General features: G+C 68.3%; 16 protein-coding genes. 3 read left to right on the top strand and 13 right to left on the bottom strand.

What is annotated here, in order from left to right; genetic code table 11:
• Nucleotides 1-1,275 (top strand): FtsX-like permease family protein (locus tag G6022_RS05595; RefSeq protein WP_182691143.1); only part of this gene is annotated, 1,275 nt, incomplete at its 5' end.
• Here G6022_RS05595 and G6022_RS05590 read toward each other — a convergent pair.
• The 11 genes from G6022_RS05590 to G6022_RS05540 form a co-directional block, all read right to left on the bottom strand.
• Nucleotides 1,272-1,916, bottom strand: coding sequence for a prepilin peptidase (locus tag G6022_RS05590; protein WP_182639360.1), 645 nt, complete (start codon nucleotides 1,914-1,916; stop codon nucleotides 1,272-1,274). The two genes, G6022_RS05595 and G6022_RS05590, sit on opposite strands and share 4 nt — an antisense overlap.
• On the bottom strand, nucleotides 1,916-2,806 hold the full coding sequence (locus G6022_RS05585; RefSeq protein ID WP_241731067.1) for a type II secretion system F family protein: 891 nt from the start codon (nucleotides 2,804-2,806) through the stop codon (nucleotides 1,916-1,918). Before G6022_RS05585 ends, G6022_RS05590 begins: the two co-directional genes overlap by 1 nt.
• Before the next feature lie 40 nt (nucleotides 2,807-2,846).
• Complete coding sequence (locus G6022_RS05580; protein WP_241731064.1) at nucleotides 2,847-3,803, bottom strand: type II secretion system F family protein; 957 nt, start codon at nucleotides 3,801-3,803, stop codon at nucleotides 2,847-2,849.
• Entirely contained in the window at nucleotides 3,800-5,317 is a 1,518-nt protein-coding gene (locus tag G6022_RS05575; protein ID WP_182639359.1) for an ATPase, T2SS/T4P/T4SS family, read from the bottom strand. Before G6022_RS05575 ends, G6022_RS05580 begins: the two co-directional genes overlap by 4 nt.
• On the bottom strand, nucleotides 5,314-6,555 hold the full coding sequence (locus tag G6022_RS05570) for an AAA family ATPase (RefSeq protein ID WP_182639358.1): 1,242 nt from the start codon (nucleotides 6,553-6,555) through the stop codon (nucleotides 5,314-5,316). The genes G6022_RS05575 and G6022_RS05570 overlap by 4 nt, the downstream gene beginning before the upstream one ends.
• Nucleotides 6,552-7,259, bottom strand: a complete 708-nt coding sequence (gene cpaB / locus G6022_RS05565; protein WP_182639357.1) for a Flp pilus assembly protein CpaB — start codon at nucleotides 7,257-7,259, stop codon at nucleotides 6,552-6,554. The genes G6022_RS05570 and cpaB overlap by 4 nt, the downstream gene beginning before the upstream one ends.
• 25 nt (nucleotides 7,260-7,284) lie before the next feature.
• Complete coding sequence (locus G6022_RS05560) at nucleotides 7,285-8,184, bottom strand: pilus assembly protein TadG-related protein (protein WP_347238153.1); 900 nt, start codon at nucleotides 8,182-8,184, stop codon at nucleotides 7,285-7,287.
• Nucleotides 8,185-8,210: 26 nt separating this feature from the next.
• Nucleotides 8,211-8,597: a TadE/TadG family type IV pilus assembly protein gene (locus tag G6022_RS05555; RefSeq protein WP_182639356.1), complete on the bottom strand. Its 387-nt coding sequence runs from the start codon at nucleotides 8,595-8,597 to the stop codon at nucleotides 8,211-8,213.
• A 110-nt stretch (nucleotides 8,598-8,707) separates the two neighbouring features.
• Nucleotides 8,708-8,932, bottom strand: coding sequence for a Flp family type IVb pilin (locus G6022_RS05550; RefSeq protein ID WP_182639355.1), 225 nt, complete (start codon nucleotides 8,930-8,932; stop codon nucleotides 8,708-8,710).
• 501 nt (nucleotides 8,933-9,433) lie between these two features.
• Nucleotides 9,434-10,030, bottom strand: a complete 597-nt coding sequence (locus G6022_RS05545; RefSeq protein ID WP_182639354.1) for a transcriptional regulator — start codon at nucleotides 10,028-10,030, stop codon at nucleotides 9,434-9,436.
• Between the two features lie 168 nt (nucleotides 10,031-10,198).
• Nucleotides 10,199-11,440 (bottom strand): acyl-CoA desaturase, encoded by a 1,242-nt coding sequence (locus tag G6022_RS05540; protein WP_182639353.1) that lies wholly within the window; start codon nucleotides 11,438-11,440, stop codon nucleotides 10,199-10,201.
• A gap of 337 nt (nucleotides 11,441-11,777) precedes the next feature.
• Between G6022_RS05540 and G6022_RS17015 the strand changes: the two genes are divergently transcribed.
• Entirely contained in the window at nucleotides 11,778-11,909 is a 132-nt protein-coding gene (locus G6022_RS17015; protein WP_259846053.1) for a hypothetical protein, read from the top strand.
• Between the two features lie 129 nt (nucleotides 11,910-12,038).
• Here the strand turns inward: G6022_RS17015 and G6022_RS05535 are convergent, their stop codons facing one another.
• The gene (locus tag G6022_RS05535) at nucleotides 12,039-12,899 is read right to left on the bottom strand and encodes a mycofactocin-coupled SDR family oxidoreductase (RefSeq protein WP_182639352.1); all 861 of its coding nucleotides are present in this window, start codon (nucleotides 12,897-12,899) and stop codon (nucleotides 12,039-12,041) included.
• Between the two features lie 100 nt (nucleotides 12,900-12,999).
• Here G6022_RS05535 and G6022_RS05530 point away from each other — a divergent pair, with 100 nt between their 5' ends.
• Nucleotides 13,000-14,409, top strand: coding sequence for an NYN domain-containing protein (locus tag G6022_RS05530; protein ID WP_182639351.1), 1,410 nt, complete (start codon nucleotides 13,000-13,002; stop codon nucleotides 14,407-14,409).
• A gap of 31 nt (nucleotides 14,410-14,440) precedes the next feature.
• Here G6022_RS05530 and G6022_RS05525 read toward each other — a convergent pair.
• A partial coding sequence (locus G6022_RS05525) for an HNH endonuclease signature motif containing protein (RefSeq protein ID WP_182691141.1) occupies nucleotides 14,441-15,162 on the bottom strand: 722 nt, incomplete at its 5' end.

Here is a 15,162-nt window from a genome sequence, read left to right as displayed (position 1 = left end):
CTCATCGGCACCTGGCAGGACACCACGAGGAGCGGCGCGATCACCGTGGGCGTCGGCGCCGCGGCCCTGATCGTCGGCAGCTTCCTGGTGATGCCCGCCCTCGCCAGGCCCATCGCCGGCGGGATCGGGCGGGTCATCGGCGCGCCCTTCGGTGCCGTCGGGAAGCTGGCGGCCACCAACGCCGGCCGCAACACCCGACGCACCGCGGCCACCGCGTTCGCCCTCACGTTGGGGCTCACCCTGGTGGCGGCGTTCGGCACGCTCGGCGCCACCACCAAGGAGAGCGTGAGCGGCCTCATCGACCAGGGGATCATCGCCGACGTCATCGTCCAGGGGGTGGCCTCCCAGGGGCCGCCGACCCCGCTGGCCGGCGGGATCGAGGACCAGATCGCGGGCGTCGACGGCGTGGGGGACGTGGCGTGGCTCGCGTTCGGCTTCGGCCAGCTCGGCGGCGAGCCCCAGGCGCTCGCGGCCGCCGGCGGGCCAGTCGGGGAGCTGCTCGAGGCCACCGTCCTCGACGGCTCTCTCGAGCCGGAGGCCGACTCCCTCGTGGTCTCGCGGGAGGTCTCGCGGGACAACGGCTGGACGATGGGCACGCGGGTCCCGCTCGTCGGCCCGGACGGCAGTGAGTCCACCCTCCGGGTGACCGGTGTCTACGACGACGCCCAGATCCTCGGACCCTTCTACACCGGTATCGACGTCTACGAACGGCTGGTTCCGGAGAACCTCCGCTCGACCGCGATCGTGCTGGCCAAGGCCGCCGAGGGCACCTCACCCGACCAGGTGCTGGCCGCCGTCACCGAGGAGCTCTCCGACATCCCGATCGCCACCGTGCAGAGCAAGCAGCAGTACATCGACGTCCAGTCGGGCGGGATCGACCAGTTGCTGACGATCATCTACGCCCTGCTCGGCCTGGCCCTGGTCATCGCGGTGCTGGGGATCGTCAACACCCTGGCGTTGTCGGTGATCGAGCGGCGCACGGAGATCGGCATGCTGCGGGCCGTGGGCATGCAGCGGTCCCAGATCCGGCGGACGATCAACCTCGAGTCCACGCAGATCGCCGTGTTCGGGGCACTGGTCGGCGCGGCGGTCGGCGTCTATCTGGGCTGGGCGTTCGTCTCCGTGCTGGCGGACAGTGGGCTCAGCGAGACCACCATCCCGTGGGAGACGATCGGGATCGTGCTGGTGGCCTCGGCGTTCGTGGGGGTCCTGGCCTCGCTGTGGCCGGCGCACCGGGCCGCCAAGACCGACCCGCTGGAGGCGATCGCGGACTAGCCGCCGACCGAGAGCCACGCGGCCGCCGCCGCTCCGGCGATCATCGCGGGCCCGAACGCGATGCCGGTGTGACGGTCGGCTCTACGGCTGAGGAGTAGCACCAACGCCACCACGGCGTTGAGCGCGAACGCGGCCAGAGTCCCGACCAGGACGTAGTACCACCCGAGCCAGCCCAGGAAGAGGCCTAGCACGCCGGCGAGTTTGACGTCGCCCAGCCCGAGTCCCGAGGGGTTGATGAACGCCAGGGTGAAGTAGAAGGCCAGCAGGGCGAGCGCCGCGGCGGCGGCGCGCCCCAGGGCGCCCCAGTCCCCGGTCACCGCGGACGCCACGCCCAGCGTCGCCAGGAGGACCGGGTACATGGGGACGACGACGACATCGGGCAGCCGATGCACGGCCAGGTCGATCGCCACGAGCACCCCACAGGCCACCGCGAGCGCCGCGAACGCGACCAGCTCGGGAACGGTACCGGCCAGCCCGGCGGCTCCCGCCCCACCGGCGGCGGCCAGGCCCACGTGGAGACCGGAGCGCAGCCAGCGGGAGTCGGAGTCTGCGATGGACCGGATCCACCCGGTCAGCGCCGCGGCGAGTGCCCCGCACACCACGGCGGTGAGGAGCACGGTCGCTGTGACACTCGGGAGCACTAGGAGAAGGCCTCCATCATGTTCATCGCTGTCGGGCCCAGGAGCACGATGAACAGTACCGGCAAGATGCACACCATCAGCGGGAAGATCACCTTGACCGGGATCTGCATGGCCTTCTCCTCCGCGCGCTGGCGGCGCTTGCTCCGCAGCTCCGAAGCCTGGGTGCGCAGCACGTCGGCGATCGAGATGCCGTAGGCGTCAGCCTGGATGATGGCGCGGACGAATCGGCGCAGGTCGGCGACGTCGGTGCGGCGGGCCAACGATTCGTACGCGTGCCGGCGCAGTTGACCCACCTGGATCTCCTGCAGAGTGCGGGTGAACTCATCGGCGAGTGGTCCCTTGCCGTTCTTCGCCGCGCGGGCCATGGCCGAGTCGAAGCCCAACCCGGCCTCCACGGCGATGGTCATCTGGTCCAGGGTGTCGGCCAGTTCCAGCTGGATGGCCTGACTGCGCTCCTGTCCGCGGCTGTGGAGGAGCAGTTCCGGGACGAAGTAGCAGACCAGGGTGACCGCCGCGGCCAGGAACACAGGTAGAGCACCGGTGGTGCTGGAGACGAACAGCAGGCTTAACAGCGCCGCCCCGATGCCCAGCACGAGTTTGGCCACCAGCAGCTTCTCGAGGGGCCACCCCTGGGGTCTGCCGGCTTTGATCTGCAGCTTCTCGAGCATCCGGATCGACGGCGCCGGGGTGAACTTCCGCGCGATCGTGGCCAGGGTGCCACCGGTCTCCTCGTCCTCGGGGACCACTGCCTCCACCGCGTGGTGTTCGGGGTACATCCCCCGGCTGAGGTTGAGGACCGTGCGCTGGCGCGCCCGGCCGGGGCCGGCGAGCACCGCCCAGCTCAGCAGGAACACCGACACGGCCAGGACCGAGACGGCGAACATGGCCATCGGTTCCACGGCGTGCCTCCTTCCAGAACGCTAGGAGCGTTCAGAACGTGATGTTGACGACCTTGCGGAGCCAGAGCGCACCCACCACGAGCAGCACCACGCTGACGCCGATCAGGGTGTAGCCCAGCAGGCCCTCGGTGAACTTGGAGATGTACTCGGGGTTGCTCATGAACAAGAACCCGGAGATGCCGAACGGCAGCGCCATGAGGACGTACGCCGAGAGTTTGCCCTCGGCGGCCAGCGCCTTCACCTGTCGGCGGATCTGGTTCCGCTCCCGGATGGTGTGACCGACCCCGTCGAGCACCTCGGCGAGGTTGCCGCCGACCTCGCGGTTGATCGCGATGGCCTGTGTGACCCACTCGAAGTCCTCGCTCCCCATGCGGCGGGCGGTCTCCTCCAGCGCGGGGGCGAGATCACGGCCGACCCGGGTTTCGTTGATGATGCGGGCGAACTCCTCCGAGGTGGGCTCCTCGGCCTCTCTGGCAACGGAGGCCAGGGCCTGGAGGAGGCTGTGGCCGGCCCGCAGGCTACTGGCCATGAGCTGCAACGAGTCATCCAACTGGTCTGCGAAGGCGGCCCGGCGACGGGAGGCTCGGATGTCCAGCGCGAACTTGGCACCGATCGGAGTGAGCGCGGCCAGGAAGAGTCCGGTGACCGGCCCTACAGCGACAAGCCCCAGTGCGAAGGTCACCACTGCGGCGACGCCCACCAGGAAGACGAAGTCCTGGAGGCCCATCTTGACCCCGGCGCGTTCCAACGCACCGGCCCCCGGTGCGCCGCGGCGGCTCAGGGTGGTGTCGATGGCCGTGGTGGCTGCCGTCGCCGTCCGCGAGATGATCCCGGGCCCCTCGTGAACCCCTGGCCGACGCCGGGCACGGGGGACACTTCCCGGACGCGGGGAGAGGACGAGGAACGCGCCGATGAGTAGTGCCAGGGAGAGTGCTGCCACCCCGAGCCCGGCCGGGGAGGCCAGGACCTGGCCCATGGACTCGTTCATCGGCTTTTCCCGGGGGGTGTGGGAACATCGAACACCCGCGGCGAGAGCGTGATGCCCATTTCTTTGAATTGGTCGGTGAAGCGGGGGCGCACCCCGGTGGAGATCGGCTTGCCGAGGAATTTCCCGTCGGTCCCGACGCCGGCGGAATAGTCGAAGAGGAACGCGTCCTGCAGGGTGACCGTCTGGCCCTCCATCCCCTGGACCTCGGTCACCGCGGTGACCCGTCGGGTGCCGTCACGCAATCGGGTCAGCTGGATGATCACGTCCACGGCGGAGGCGATCTGCTCCCGGATGGCCCGCAACGGAAGGTCCATCCCGGCCATCAGAACCAGGGTCTCCAGGCGGGCCACCGCATCGCGCGGGGAGTTGGCGTGGACGGTCGACAGTGACCCGTCGTGACCTGTGTTCATGGCCTGCAGCATGTCCAGGGTCTCTCCGCCGCGAACCTCGCCCACCACGATCCTGTCGGGGCGCATACGCAGGGAGTTGCGCACGAGATCGCGGATGCTGATCTCGCCCTTGCCCTCGATGTTCGCGGGCCTGGCCTCCAGCCGCACCACGTGGTCCTGCTGCATCTGCAGTTCGACCGCGTCCTCGATGGTGACGATGCGCTCGGACTCGGGGATGAACGAGGACAGGACGTTGAGCAGCGTGGTCTTTCCACTGCCGGTGCCGCCGGAGACGATGATGTTGAGCCGGGCCTGGACGCAGGCCCGCAGGAGTTCGGCCATTTCCGGGGTGAGGGTGCCGAACCCGATCAGGTCGTTGACCTTGAAGGGGTCCTTGGAGAACTTACGGATGGTGAGCGACGAGCCGTTGACCGCCAACGGGGGGATGACGGCGTTGACGCGGGAGCCGTCCGCCAGGCGGGCGTCGACCAGAGGGGAGGACTCGTCGATGCGTCGCCCGATCCGGGAGACGATCCGCTCGATGACCTGACGCAGGTGCTCCTCGGAGGTGAAACGGGCGGAACTCCGGGTGAGCCGCCCCCGCTGCTCGACGTAGATCATGTCCGGGCCGTTGACCATGATCTCGGTGACCGTGGGGTCGGCCAGTAGTCGCTCCAGCGGACCGTGCCCCAGGACGTCGTCCTGGATGTCGCTGATGAGCCGCAGCCGCTGTTCAGCGGTCAGTGGGACCGTCTCGTCCTCCACGACCTTGTTGAGCTCGGTGCGCACCAGGGCGTGGAGCTGATCCTCGGTGAGCGACGGGTTGTTGAGCCTGGCACCGACCCGTTCGAACAGCGCGGCGGACGCGCGCTCCTTGAGGGCGATCAACGCGTCGGGCTCGGGAAGCGCCGAGGGAACCGGGGAAGCCGGCTGGGTGACCCTGATGGTCTGCGGTGGCGTGGTAGCCGGGATGGCTCGCGAAGGTACGGTGGCACCGCTCTGACCAGGAGCGATCGAGGTCTCCCGCGCAGGTGTCATGGCCGGTGTTGTGGCCGGGTCGCCCGGGGCGAGTTCGGGCGCGGCGCTCTCGCCTCGGGCGGCGCGCAGGCGGTCGCTCAGGCTCATCGTGTGCCTCCTCGGCGCAGGCGGTGACGGCCTCCGAGTCGGGAACCGAGCTTGGTCGCCGCGGGCCCGGGCTCCTTCAAGGGCGCAGGGGCGAAGCGGTCCACCAGGCGCCGCAGCTTCTTGGTCATGGGATCGCGGACCTCGTTCTGCATCAGCGGAACCCCCTGATTGATGGATACCGCAGCCGCCCGCGAGCGAGGCAAGACCAGGTCCACACCGGTACCGATCGTCGCCTCTACATCCGCTCGGGTGAGCCCGCTGTGGGTGTCGGCAAAGTTCACCACGATGTGGCGGCGGTCGAAGCCCATCCCGAGGTCACGGAGAATGTCCAGTTCTTTGCGCAGTCCCCGCACTCCGGGAACGTCCATGCTGGTGACCAGGATCAGGTCGTCGGTCATATCGAGGGCCGCGAGGGTGTGGTCTGTCAGTGCCGGGGCGGTGTCGATGACGACATATCGGAACTCCGCCGCCAGCGTCTGGAGGAGATGGGTGAGTTCCGATACGCCCACCAGTTCGGCCTCGGCCGGGGAGTTCGGTCCGCACACCACGGTCAGGCCGGTGTCGTGCTGGGTGAGGAACGTCTTGAGCACCATCGAGTCGCGCGCGGCCGCTCCCTGCACCACGTCGACGATGGTGTGTTCGGGTGTGAGGTTGAGAGCGTTGGCGACATCTCCGAACTGCAGATCCAGGTCCACCAGCACCGTGGAATGTGGTGCGGACCGGGCAAGCCCGACGGCCAGGTTGGCGGCGATGGTTGTCTTGCCCACGCCGCCCTTGGGCGAGACCACGCTGATCACCTGCCCGCGCCGCGACTGCGGGCCCGCGCCGGCGTCGGTGCCGTCCCCGTGTCCGGCCGGAGCGCGCTGTCGGGTGACCCTGATGGCTCGATCAAGTGCCCCTCGGATCTCGTCCTCCTCCGATTCGGTGGGGACGATGTCGCTCACCCCCGCCCGCATGGCCGCGAGTCCGAGTTCGGCGACCCGGTCGCTGACCAGGACCACTGCGATACCGGGGCACTCGACATCGAGCCGCGAGGCCAGCGCGAGGGCGGCTTCTGTCCCGGAGCGCTCGTCGATCACGACGACCTCGGGGATCTCCCCACCGCCGAGTTGCTGGAACAGCTGCGCTGGGCTTTCCGGGAGCGGGCCCGGGGGCAGTGCCGGTATCGACTGGCCGGTGGCGGCCCGGAACCGGTCGCGGAGGTCGACGAAGTCGGTGGCCAGCAGAATGTTGTTCATCGGTACACGTTCCCCGGGTTGACGATGCGGGTGCCGTCCTCCGGTGTGGCGGAGTCCTCGAGGGAGAGCCAGATCGAGCCGTTCTCTCCCGAGAAGACGACCTTTTCCGCGTCCGGGGCCGTGAGCGCCAAAGTCACCATCGCGCCGCCGTCGTGAACCGGGGCGTCTGCGGGATCGGTCGAACCGGCCTCTTCGGACGCGGAGGGAGATAACCCGCCCTGGACGCGCAGTACGAGGATCTTGTGGAGCAGCAGGTGGGTCTGGTCTCCGATCGTGGCGAAGACACCCACCGTGTCCCCGGGTGTGATCGTTCCACCGACGACCTGGGGCGAGTTCAGAGGAATCGTCACCTGGTGGAATCCCTCCGGTGCGGGGATGCCGCCGAACTGCTGGAGGGACTGCAGTGACGCGAAACGCCCGGCCAGAAGCTGTTCCCCGGCAGCGAGATCGGTGGCCGCGACCATGGTTCCGAGCTCCTGGAGGTCGGTCACCGAATTCGGTCCCGCAGCCGTGGCGGGAAGCTCCCGCAGCTCGACCAGCTCGCCGAGTGCGGACGCAGGGGTTCCCTCGCTGATCGGCGCAGTCGCGACCAGGACGCTCACCGGTTGGAGGTCTGCCATGGCCCGTTCGTCAGCTGCGCTGACGTAGCGCAGAAGAAGGGCGGCGCCCAGGAGCGCCAGGAGGACGGCGACGGCTACTGCCACGACACGACGGTTCACTTCAGCTCACTTACTCGTTTGGGAGGAGGTAGACGGCGGTGGCGCCGAGATTCTGCGTGCTCGGCCCGTACTCGAAGTCGTCTGAACGATCGAGGAACTCCGTGAAGTAGCCACTGATGCACCGCTCATTGCCGCTACACGGGCTGTTCCAGTTCGCGCCGGACAAGTGGTAGCCGGTGATCGTGAATGCCGCGTACCCGTAGACGCGGTAGTAGGCGTTGTTTCCTTGGCCGCGGTAGGAGTCGAACAGGGGAAGAAGGATCGTCTTGTTGTGGAGGGACGACATGCAACTCGTACCCCCCTTGTTGCCGGGGGCTCCCTGAACTTCCTGACCGATCCTGGTGAATGCCTGACAGGTTCCCGCATTCGGGGCCAACCAGCCGAACCCTCCCGGAACCAGGTTCCCCGAGGGCACGGGGCAGTCCGTGTTGGAGGTCTTGGTGAACTCGATGGTCCGCTCGATCTTGTCCGACGGAATCCCTCCGCCGGTCTGCGCCCAGAACTCACACACGTAGAAGGCGAGCGGAAGGGCAGACGTACCGCTGATCGGCGAACCCCACCCCGCGGTACTTACGGCTCCGACCTCGGACTCGTTAATTCCCAGAACAGGTGCGAACCAGTGCTCTCGGGTACCGGACGTGTCGACGGTGACCTTGCCGGCTGCTGCCACGAGGTCCACCGACACCGAGTTCTCGGCCGCGGAGGCGTTCATGTCGACGAGCTGCCGAGCAGTTGTTCTGGCCCGTGTGGTCCCACAGTCGCTCCTGGCACAATCCTGGGCGATCGCCAGAGCGGCGGCGTCCGCTCCCATCTGCAACTTCTGCCTGTCTGAGTGAACGGCAGCGATGTCGATCGAAATGGCGGCGAACCCGATAAGGGGAACCATCAGCAGGGCGACGAGGACGCTCACGGCCCCTCGGTCGCTGCGAGTCGCGTCTACCCGTTGCATCGCATGCTCCCGGTACCGGTGAGGGTGAAGTCGCCCATCGGGAGGAACCCGCTGAGCATCTCGAACGGGTAGGTGACGGTGACCGTGGCGGTGGGGGTCGAATCCTCGGGTGCGCAGTTCGCCGGTGTTACCTCGACGTCGGACGCGGGAATGCCCAATCCGATCGCGGCTGCTGTCGCGGCCGACTTGGCCGCGTCGACGTCGTTCTGCAGCGCCATCACGCGCACGCCGTCACGGGCGGCGTTGGAGAGCGTGGTCTGGATGTTGTAGGCCCGGCCGAATTCGATGATCCCGATCACGAGCGTCAACAGGATCGGGACGACCAAAGCGAACTCCACGGCCGCGGCTCCGCGGTCACGGAGGGGTCTGGTCATGGCTTGTCCTCGAGGGGTGAGGGGAGGGGAGGGAGGGGTTGAAACTGGCTCCGGCGCAGCGCCCGGGCTGGGCGCTGCGCCGGAGCGGTGTCGTCAGCAAGTGCTCGGCATCAAGCCCCTGCGCCAGCGTTCACGCCGGTAAGGCGGGCTTGGACCGTCTCGAAGAGCGTGTTCAGCTGACCACCGAGCGCAGTAACCGCCACGATGATCACGATTGCGATCAGCCCGACCATCAGGCCGTACTCCACGGCCGTAGCGCCGCGGTCCTTGCGGTCGTCAAGCCGCTCACCGGCGAGGGCGAAGAGGGTGAAGAAGTAAGTAGCAACCTGGCTCATGATGAACCGTCCTTCTGGTGCGGGGGTCGGTCGACCCGAGGGGAGGGGTGCGTCCGATTCGTTGTGAATCAGTGACGTGAATCACTATCTCACATCAGCTGTGATTGTCAAAGCAATCTGATTAATCCGTGGCCTCAGGTCAGCCCACCGTCCCGGTCGAGTGGCGGCCGGGATGCCCCGGGCTGGACCGTTCAGGCGAACCCGGACCCGGAAGAGTGACCCGGATTCGCAACTGAACACCGCATACATGCACCCGCACAGTGATTGTCACCAGTTGTGAGGATGCCCGGACGGAGGGGTGGCAGAGGCACGAAACAGACAGCCTTGACACATGGCTGACGTATCACGGTGCTTCTGGGGCGGAACTCTAGACTGTGAGAACCTTAAACATCAAGCCAGGTAACCTAAGCGATTCCGCCGCCGCGTCTGGACGCGCGTCAGAGAGTGCGCCGCAGCCGGGCGTGTGGTGTAGGGCGAATCATTGCCCCGAGGGGCGAGAGCTCAGCGCAGGAGGCCGAAGAGGCGTCCGCCACGATGCTCGTGGCGCGAAAGCGCGGACCCGAGGAGGTCCGCGTCGTGTTCGTGGTCGACCTCGGAGCCGGCCAAGCGGCCCACGGTGCGCTCCCAGAGCAGTCCCTCGTATACGGAGAGGAGGTCCAGGGCGGCGGCGGCGGGGTCGCGAAGCCCGGCGGCGTCGAGGGCGCCGGCCAGGTCGCTCGGGTCCAGCAGGGCGGCGACGAGATCGGTGGTGTCGTCCTTGCCGGTGAGTTCCATGATGAGCGCTGAGCGGGCCGCCAGCTCGCCGCGGTAGTCGGCGAGGAGGCCCTCGATCATCCGCGTGAGCATCGACAGGACGTCGTCGGCCTCGGAGGACGCGAGTTCCTGGATCCCGGACACCTCGACGAACCCTCGCAGGAGAGAGGTGAGCCTGTCGACAGTGAGGGAGAGGAGCTGCGCGCGCGTGCGGCAGTAGTAGGAGGTGGAACCGGAGGGCAGTCCGGCCTCGGAGTCCACGGCGCGGTGGGTCAGCGCGCGAACGCCGTCCCTGGCCACTACCTCGATCGCCGAATCGGCGATGAGCATGCGCCGGTCCTCCATGGTGGCTCCCGTCGTCGTGGTTCACAGGCCTTCAGCTCGACCGCTGTAGCGCGGGCCGCTGCCGACTAGAGGGTCAGCCTATCGCCGGGATCCCGTTCCTGGATCGAAACAACTCCACGCCCCGACACCGGTTTCGGTGTCGGGGCGTGGAGAGGGAGGCCGGGCGGGTCAGGCCGCCGAGGCGACCTTGCGGGCGCGCCGCTTCTCTGAGTACTTGAGTGCCGTCTGCAGGCCGGCCCGCTGTCCTTCCTCCTGCGCCGGGAGAGGCTTGGGCAGGTCCGCGAACATGCGCTCGGAGTGCGTCTCCGGGGCGTCGTCGGCCGTGCGCCGCAGCATGTGGTCGGGCAGCGACATCTTGGCGATGGTGCGCCACGCCTTGAAGTACTGCACGGGTAGCGGGCCCGCCACGTACGGCAGGTCGTATTTGCGGCAGACCTCGCGAACCCGGACCGATGCCTCGGCCAGACGGTTGGACGACATGTCGGGGTAGATGTGGTGCTCGATCTGGTACGACAGGTTGCCCGAGAGGAAGTCGATGACCGGCCCGCCGGTGAGGTTGGCGGAGCCGAGCATCTGACGGAGGTACCACTCGGCGCGCGTCTCGTTCTCCACGTCCTTCTTGGTGAACTTCTCGGCGCCGTCGGGGAAGTGCCCGCAGAAGATCACCGCGTTGGTCCACACGTTGCGGATGCCGTTGGCGGCGAGGTTGGCCGTCATGGTGGATTTCCAGCCCTTGCGGGAGAGCGCCGGGTAGAAGACGTAGTCCTTCGCGAGCTGGCGCCCGGCCTTCTTGGCAAAGAGGCCGAGCTTGTTCATGGTCTCGCGGCGGTCGTCCCGTCCCTTCGCGACCTTGCCCAGCTCGAGATGCTGGATACCGACGCCCCACTGGAACAGCAGCGCGAGCACCGCGTTGTAGACGAGGTTGCCGTAGAAGAACGGGTGCCAGCGCTGGTCGCGCGTCACGCGGAGCACTCCGTACCCGACGTCGTCGTCCAGGCCGACGATGTTGGTGTACTTGTGATGGATGTAGTTGTGGGTCTGCTTCCAGTGCTCGGCCGTACCGACGATGTCCCACTCCCACGTGGTGGAGTGGACCTCCGGGTCGTTCATCCAGTCCCACTGCCCGTGCATGATGTTGTGTCCGAGCTCCATGTTCTCGACGATCTTGGAGAGCCCGAGTGCGCCGGCGCCGATGGCCCACGCGGTGCGGTTGCGCGACCCGACCATCAACAGTGCACGAGAGCCCACCTCGAGGGCGCGCTGGAAGCGGATCGTGTTGCGGATGTAGGTGGCGTCCCGCTCGCCGAGGGAACCGATGATGTCCTGGCGGATCTGCTCGAGTTCCTCACCGAGGGCTTCGATGTCGGCCTCGGAGAGGTGTGCGAATTCCGGGATGTCAGTGATAGCCATGAACCTACGGTACCGTAGGTTACGGTCGCGTAGGTAGGGTTTAGTCGGTTGAGTCACACTTGAGGCTCGACCTCGGCCCGTGGCGGGGCGCCTCGACTAGGGGAGTGGGAACCCCGCTCGGGTCGAGGCTACGGCGCTCTGGCCAGCGGCGGAGCCTGTCGATGCCACATCGTTTGTCACGGTTGTGTAACGTCGACCGGGTTCGCGGCGACATAGGGGTTGTCACGCGCCGCGGGGGGCTCGAGGGAATTGCTGGAGCCCGTCCGGCGGCAACGGGGACCACCAGACCGCCAGATACGCAAGTACGCTTTCAGTACGGATCACAAGGGGACACATCATGAGCAGTGCCAACGACATCTTCCTGCAGGCCATCCAGCCCATCGTCGACATCTTCTGGACCCTGGTGTGGACCGCCACCGGCTCGACCGTCAGCGTTCCCCGCCCGGTGGCGCCCACGCCGTCCACCTGATCAGGCGCGGCCAGGTGAGAAACCCGGCCCCCTGAACCGGCTCGCTACCCCGGCCCGCCTCTCATCCGAGAGGCGGGTCGGAGTGCATTTCTTGCCCTCGGCACAGGTCCGCGCCCCGAGCCCGAGCCGTCACAACCCGAACTTCTCGCTTCCTCCCAGGTCGATCGGGATGGAGGCCCCGGTGATCCCCGCGCCGGCGGCGCTGCACAGGTAGACGGCCATCGACGAGATCGCCGACGCCTCGACCCACGGCTCGGGCAGCTGGTTCATCCCGCTGAAGGTCTCGGCCGCGTCCTCGAGCGTCGTGCCCTCGCCCCCGGTCATCATGGCGATCATCGACGGGTTCTCGATCATGGGGGTGCGGACGTTGCCGGGGTGGATGGAGTTGCACCGCACGCCCGAGAAGCCGAGCTCGCCGGCCAGCGACTTGGCCAGCCCGCGGACCGCCCACTTGGAGGTCGTGTAGCTGGCGGTGAACGGTGCGCCGCGAAGGCCGACCATCGAGCTGATGATCACGACGCACCCGCCCCGGCCGGTGGCCAGGATGTGGGGGATCGCGGCCGTCGTGGTGACCCAGGTGCCCTTGAGGTTGATGTCCAGGGTGGAGTCCCATTCCTCCTCTGAGCGCTCCCAGGAGGCGGAGGGCTGGGGGGACACCCCGGCGTTGGCCACCACGAAGTCGAGTCCGCCCAGTTCGGCGACCCCGGCATCGACGGCCTCCCGCATCCCGGGCAGGTCGCGGACGTCGACCTCCGCGGTCACGCACCTGCGCCCCAGCGCCCGGACGGCTTCCGCGGTGGCCCGGAGGTCCTCCGGCCGGGCCATCGGATAGGGGACCGTCTCGATGTCGCGGCACAGGTCGAGGGCGATCACGTCGCACCCGGCGGCCGCGAAGGCCTCGCAGTGGGCCCGGCCCTGCCCGCGGGCGGCCCCGGTGACCAGCACGACCTTTCCGGTCAGCTCGGGAGGGGTGGCGGTGGGGCTCGACATGGTGGGTGTCCTTCTGTGATCGGTGGCGGGCCCTGCGGGGTCGTCCGCCCTGCGGCATGCTGGAAGTCCAACGTAGACAAAGTGATAGGTAGTGATCATCATGCTCGAACGGACACTGGTTCTAGTGGATACCTCGTATCTACTAGCTAGCTTCTATAACTCTTGGGAGGAGGGTGCGCGCGGTCAGTTGGAGATATCCCTGGCCACGGTCGTGCACCGTTTAGATCAGGTCGCCCACGGTCTCGTGGACCAGCCGGTCCAGCGACAGAACTGGTACGACGGGATCCCGGATTCCGGCCCGCACCGGTACCAGCGCACGCTTCGCGTGATCGAGGGCGTTCAGCTGCGCGCGGGTCAGTTGATCGAATGGGGCGAGCGTCGAACCCAGAAAGCCGTCGACACTCTTCTGGTCGCGGACATGATCCAGGCCGCCTACAAGGGGCAGTGTTCCGACATGGTGCTGGTCACCGGGGACGCCGACATGATCCCGGGGGTCCGGGTGGCGGTGGACGCAGGTGTGCGGATGCACCTGGTGGGGTTCGGTTGGGATTCCATCTCCTCCGCGTTGCGCCACGCGTGCGACACGACCTCGGTGCTGGATCCGCGCACCGATTTCCACGACGCCATGCAGATCAGGGTTCTGGAGGGGCCGATCCCGCCCAAGGTGCGATCGTCCGCCGAGCGGCCCACCGCGCCCGGAGACGACGCCAGCGAGCCGGTCGGCGAGGAGTCGGTGGGGATGGTCGAGGTGGATCTTAGGTCCGATCGCGCGTCCGCCACGTCGGTGGCCGACGAGACCAGCCTGACGATCGCCGACGAGGAGTGGGCCGCCGACGCCGAGGAGCGGGCGGCAGATGAACAGGACTGCGCGGTGATCTCCGAGATCCATGCATCTGACATCGATGGCGCCGAGACCGCCGCGGGATCGATGCCCGCGAACGGGCGCGGTGCGAAGCCGGGCGCCGGAGCGGGGCCGGCGGGGAAGGTCCGTGAGTCACAGCCGGAGTCCCAGCCACAGTCGCCGGACCGGCCCCGGCGCTCGGAGGGCGGGCCCCGGGACAGCGAGGTACGGGAAGACGAGCCCCAGGAATCCGAGCCCCAGTCACAGCCGCCGTCCCCGGCTCGGGCGCAGGCCAGGACGTCGACGCCGGGCCCCCCGCCCAACGGGGCGTCGCGCCCGAGCCCGTCGATGATGGCCCCTCACCGCCGCCCGCTCCGCTCCAAGTTCGTGCCCCTCTCGGAGGAGGTGTGGACCTCGTCCGGCGAGCAGACCCCGTTCGACGTGGGCCAGCAGTACGCGACCTGGTGGTACGAGCAGGCCGCCACCGAGGAGCAGCGCGACCAGGCCCACCTGCTCTCCGGGGGCGTGCTCCCGCCGGCCGTGGACCGCCCTCTACTGCAGTTCGCCTGTCAGATGCTCAACGAGTTCACCCTGACCGAGGCGCAGCGGGTTCGGCTGCGCGACGGATTCCATGAGGGGATCCGCGCGGTTCTGCTCAAGCACCGCTGACCGGGCGGGTGAAGGGCGTTGGTGCCGGGCGTCAGAAGGGCGGGGGGTCGTGGTCGACACCGACCAGCCCGTCGTCCCGAGCCGCGGCCGCGTTCTCGCGTCGCTGCGCGGCGATCCGGCACGCCCGCCTGTACCAGTGGGTGCTGAGGGGCCGGGAGCGGAGCCAGGGTCGGTCGGGGGAGCCGGGTCCGGGAGGCGCCTCGGCCCCGTTGTACGTGCGGTCCCGCCATTTGGCCAGCGGGCCGTCGGGGAGGGTGGTGATGGTGTGACCACTCTCCGTGACAACGGTCAGCGTTCCGTCGCGCAGGAGTCGGTAATACCAGGTGTGGAAGGTCTTGAACCTGTGGTGTCGCCGGCAGAGGCACATGAGATTGGCCTCGACGGTCTGGCCGCCCCGGTCCGGTTCGGAATGGTCGAACGGCACGACATGATCCACGTCGCAGTCCTCGGCGGAGACCGAACATCCGGGGTGACGGCAGGTGCCGTCGCGTAGCCGGATCCGGCGGGCGAGCTCGGCGCTGATCCGGTAGCGGCGCGCACCGCCGACCGGGTCCGCGGACCCGGCCTCGGGGTTGGGGAGGGAGATGTGGGCGCCGACACTGCGGGCGAGCAGGGCGATGAGGGCGTCGATCGACGCGGGGCCGCCTCGCGGGAGGTACACCTCGGGCTCCTCGCCGGGCCCGCGAGGGGCCAGGATGGTGATGATCGGTCTGATCTGCGGCCCGGGCGCGAGTCCGGCCGGACCGCTGCCCG

Source organism: Dietzia sp. Cai40, from assembly GCF_014145165.1.
GTDB lineage: Bacteria > Actinomycetota > Actinomycetes > Mycobacteriales > Mycobacteriaceae > Dietzia > Dietzia natronolimnaea.
The sequence above is the reverse complement of the archived record's forward strand: the minus strand, read 5'-3'. Positions and strand labels throughout refer to the sequence as shown.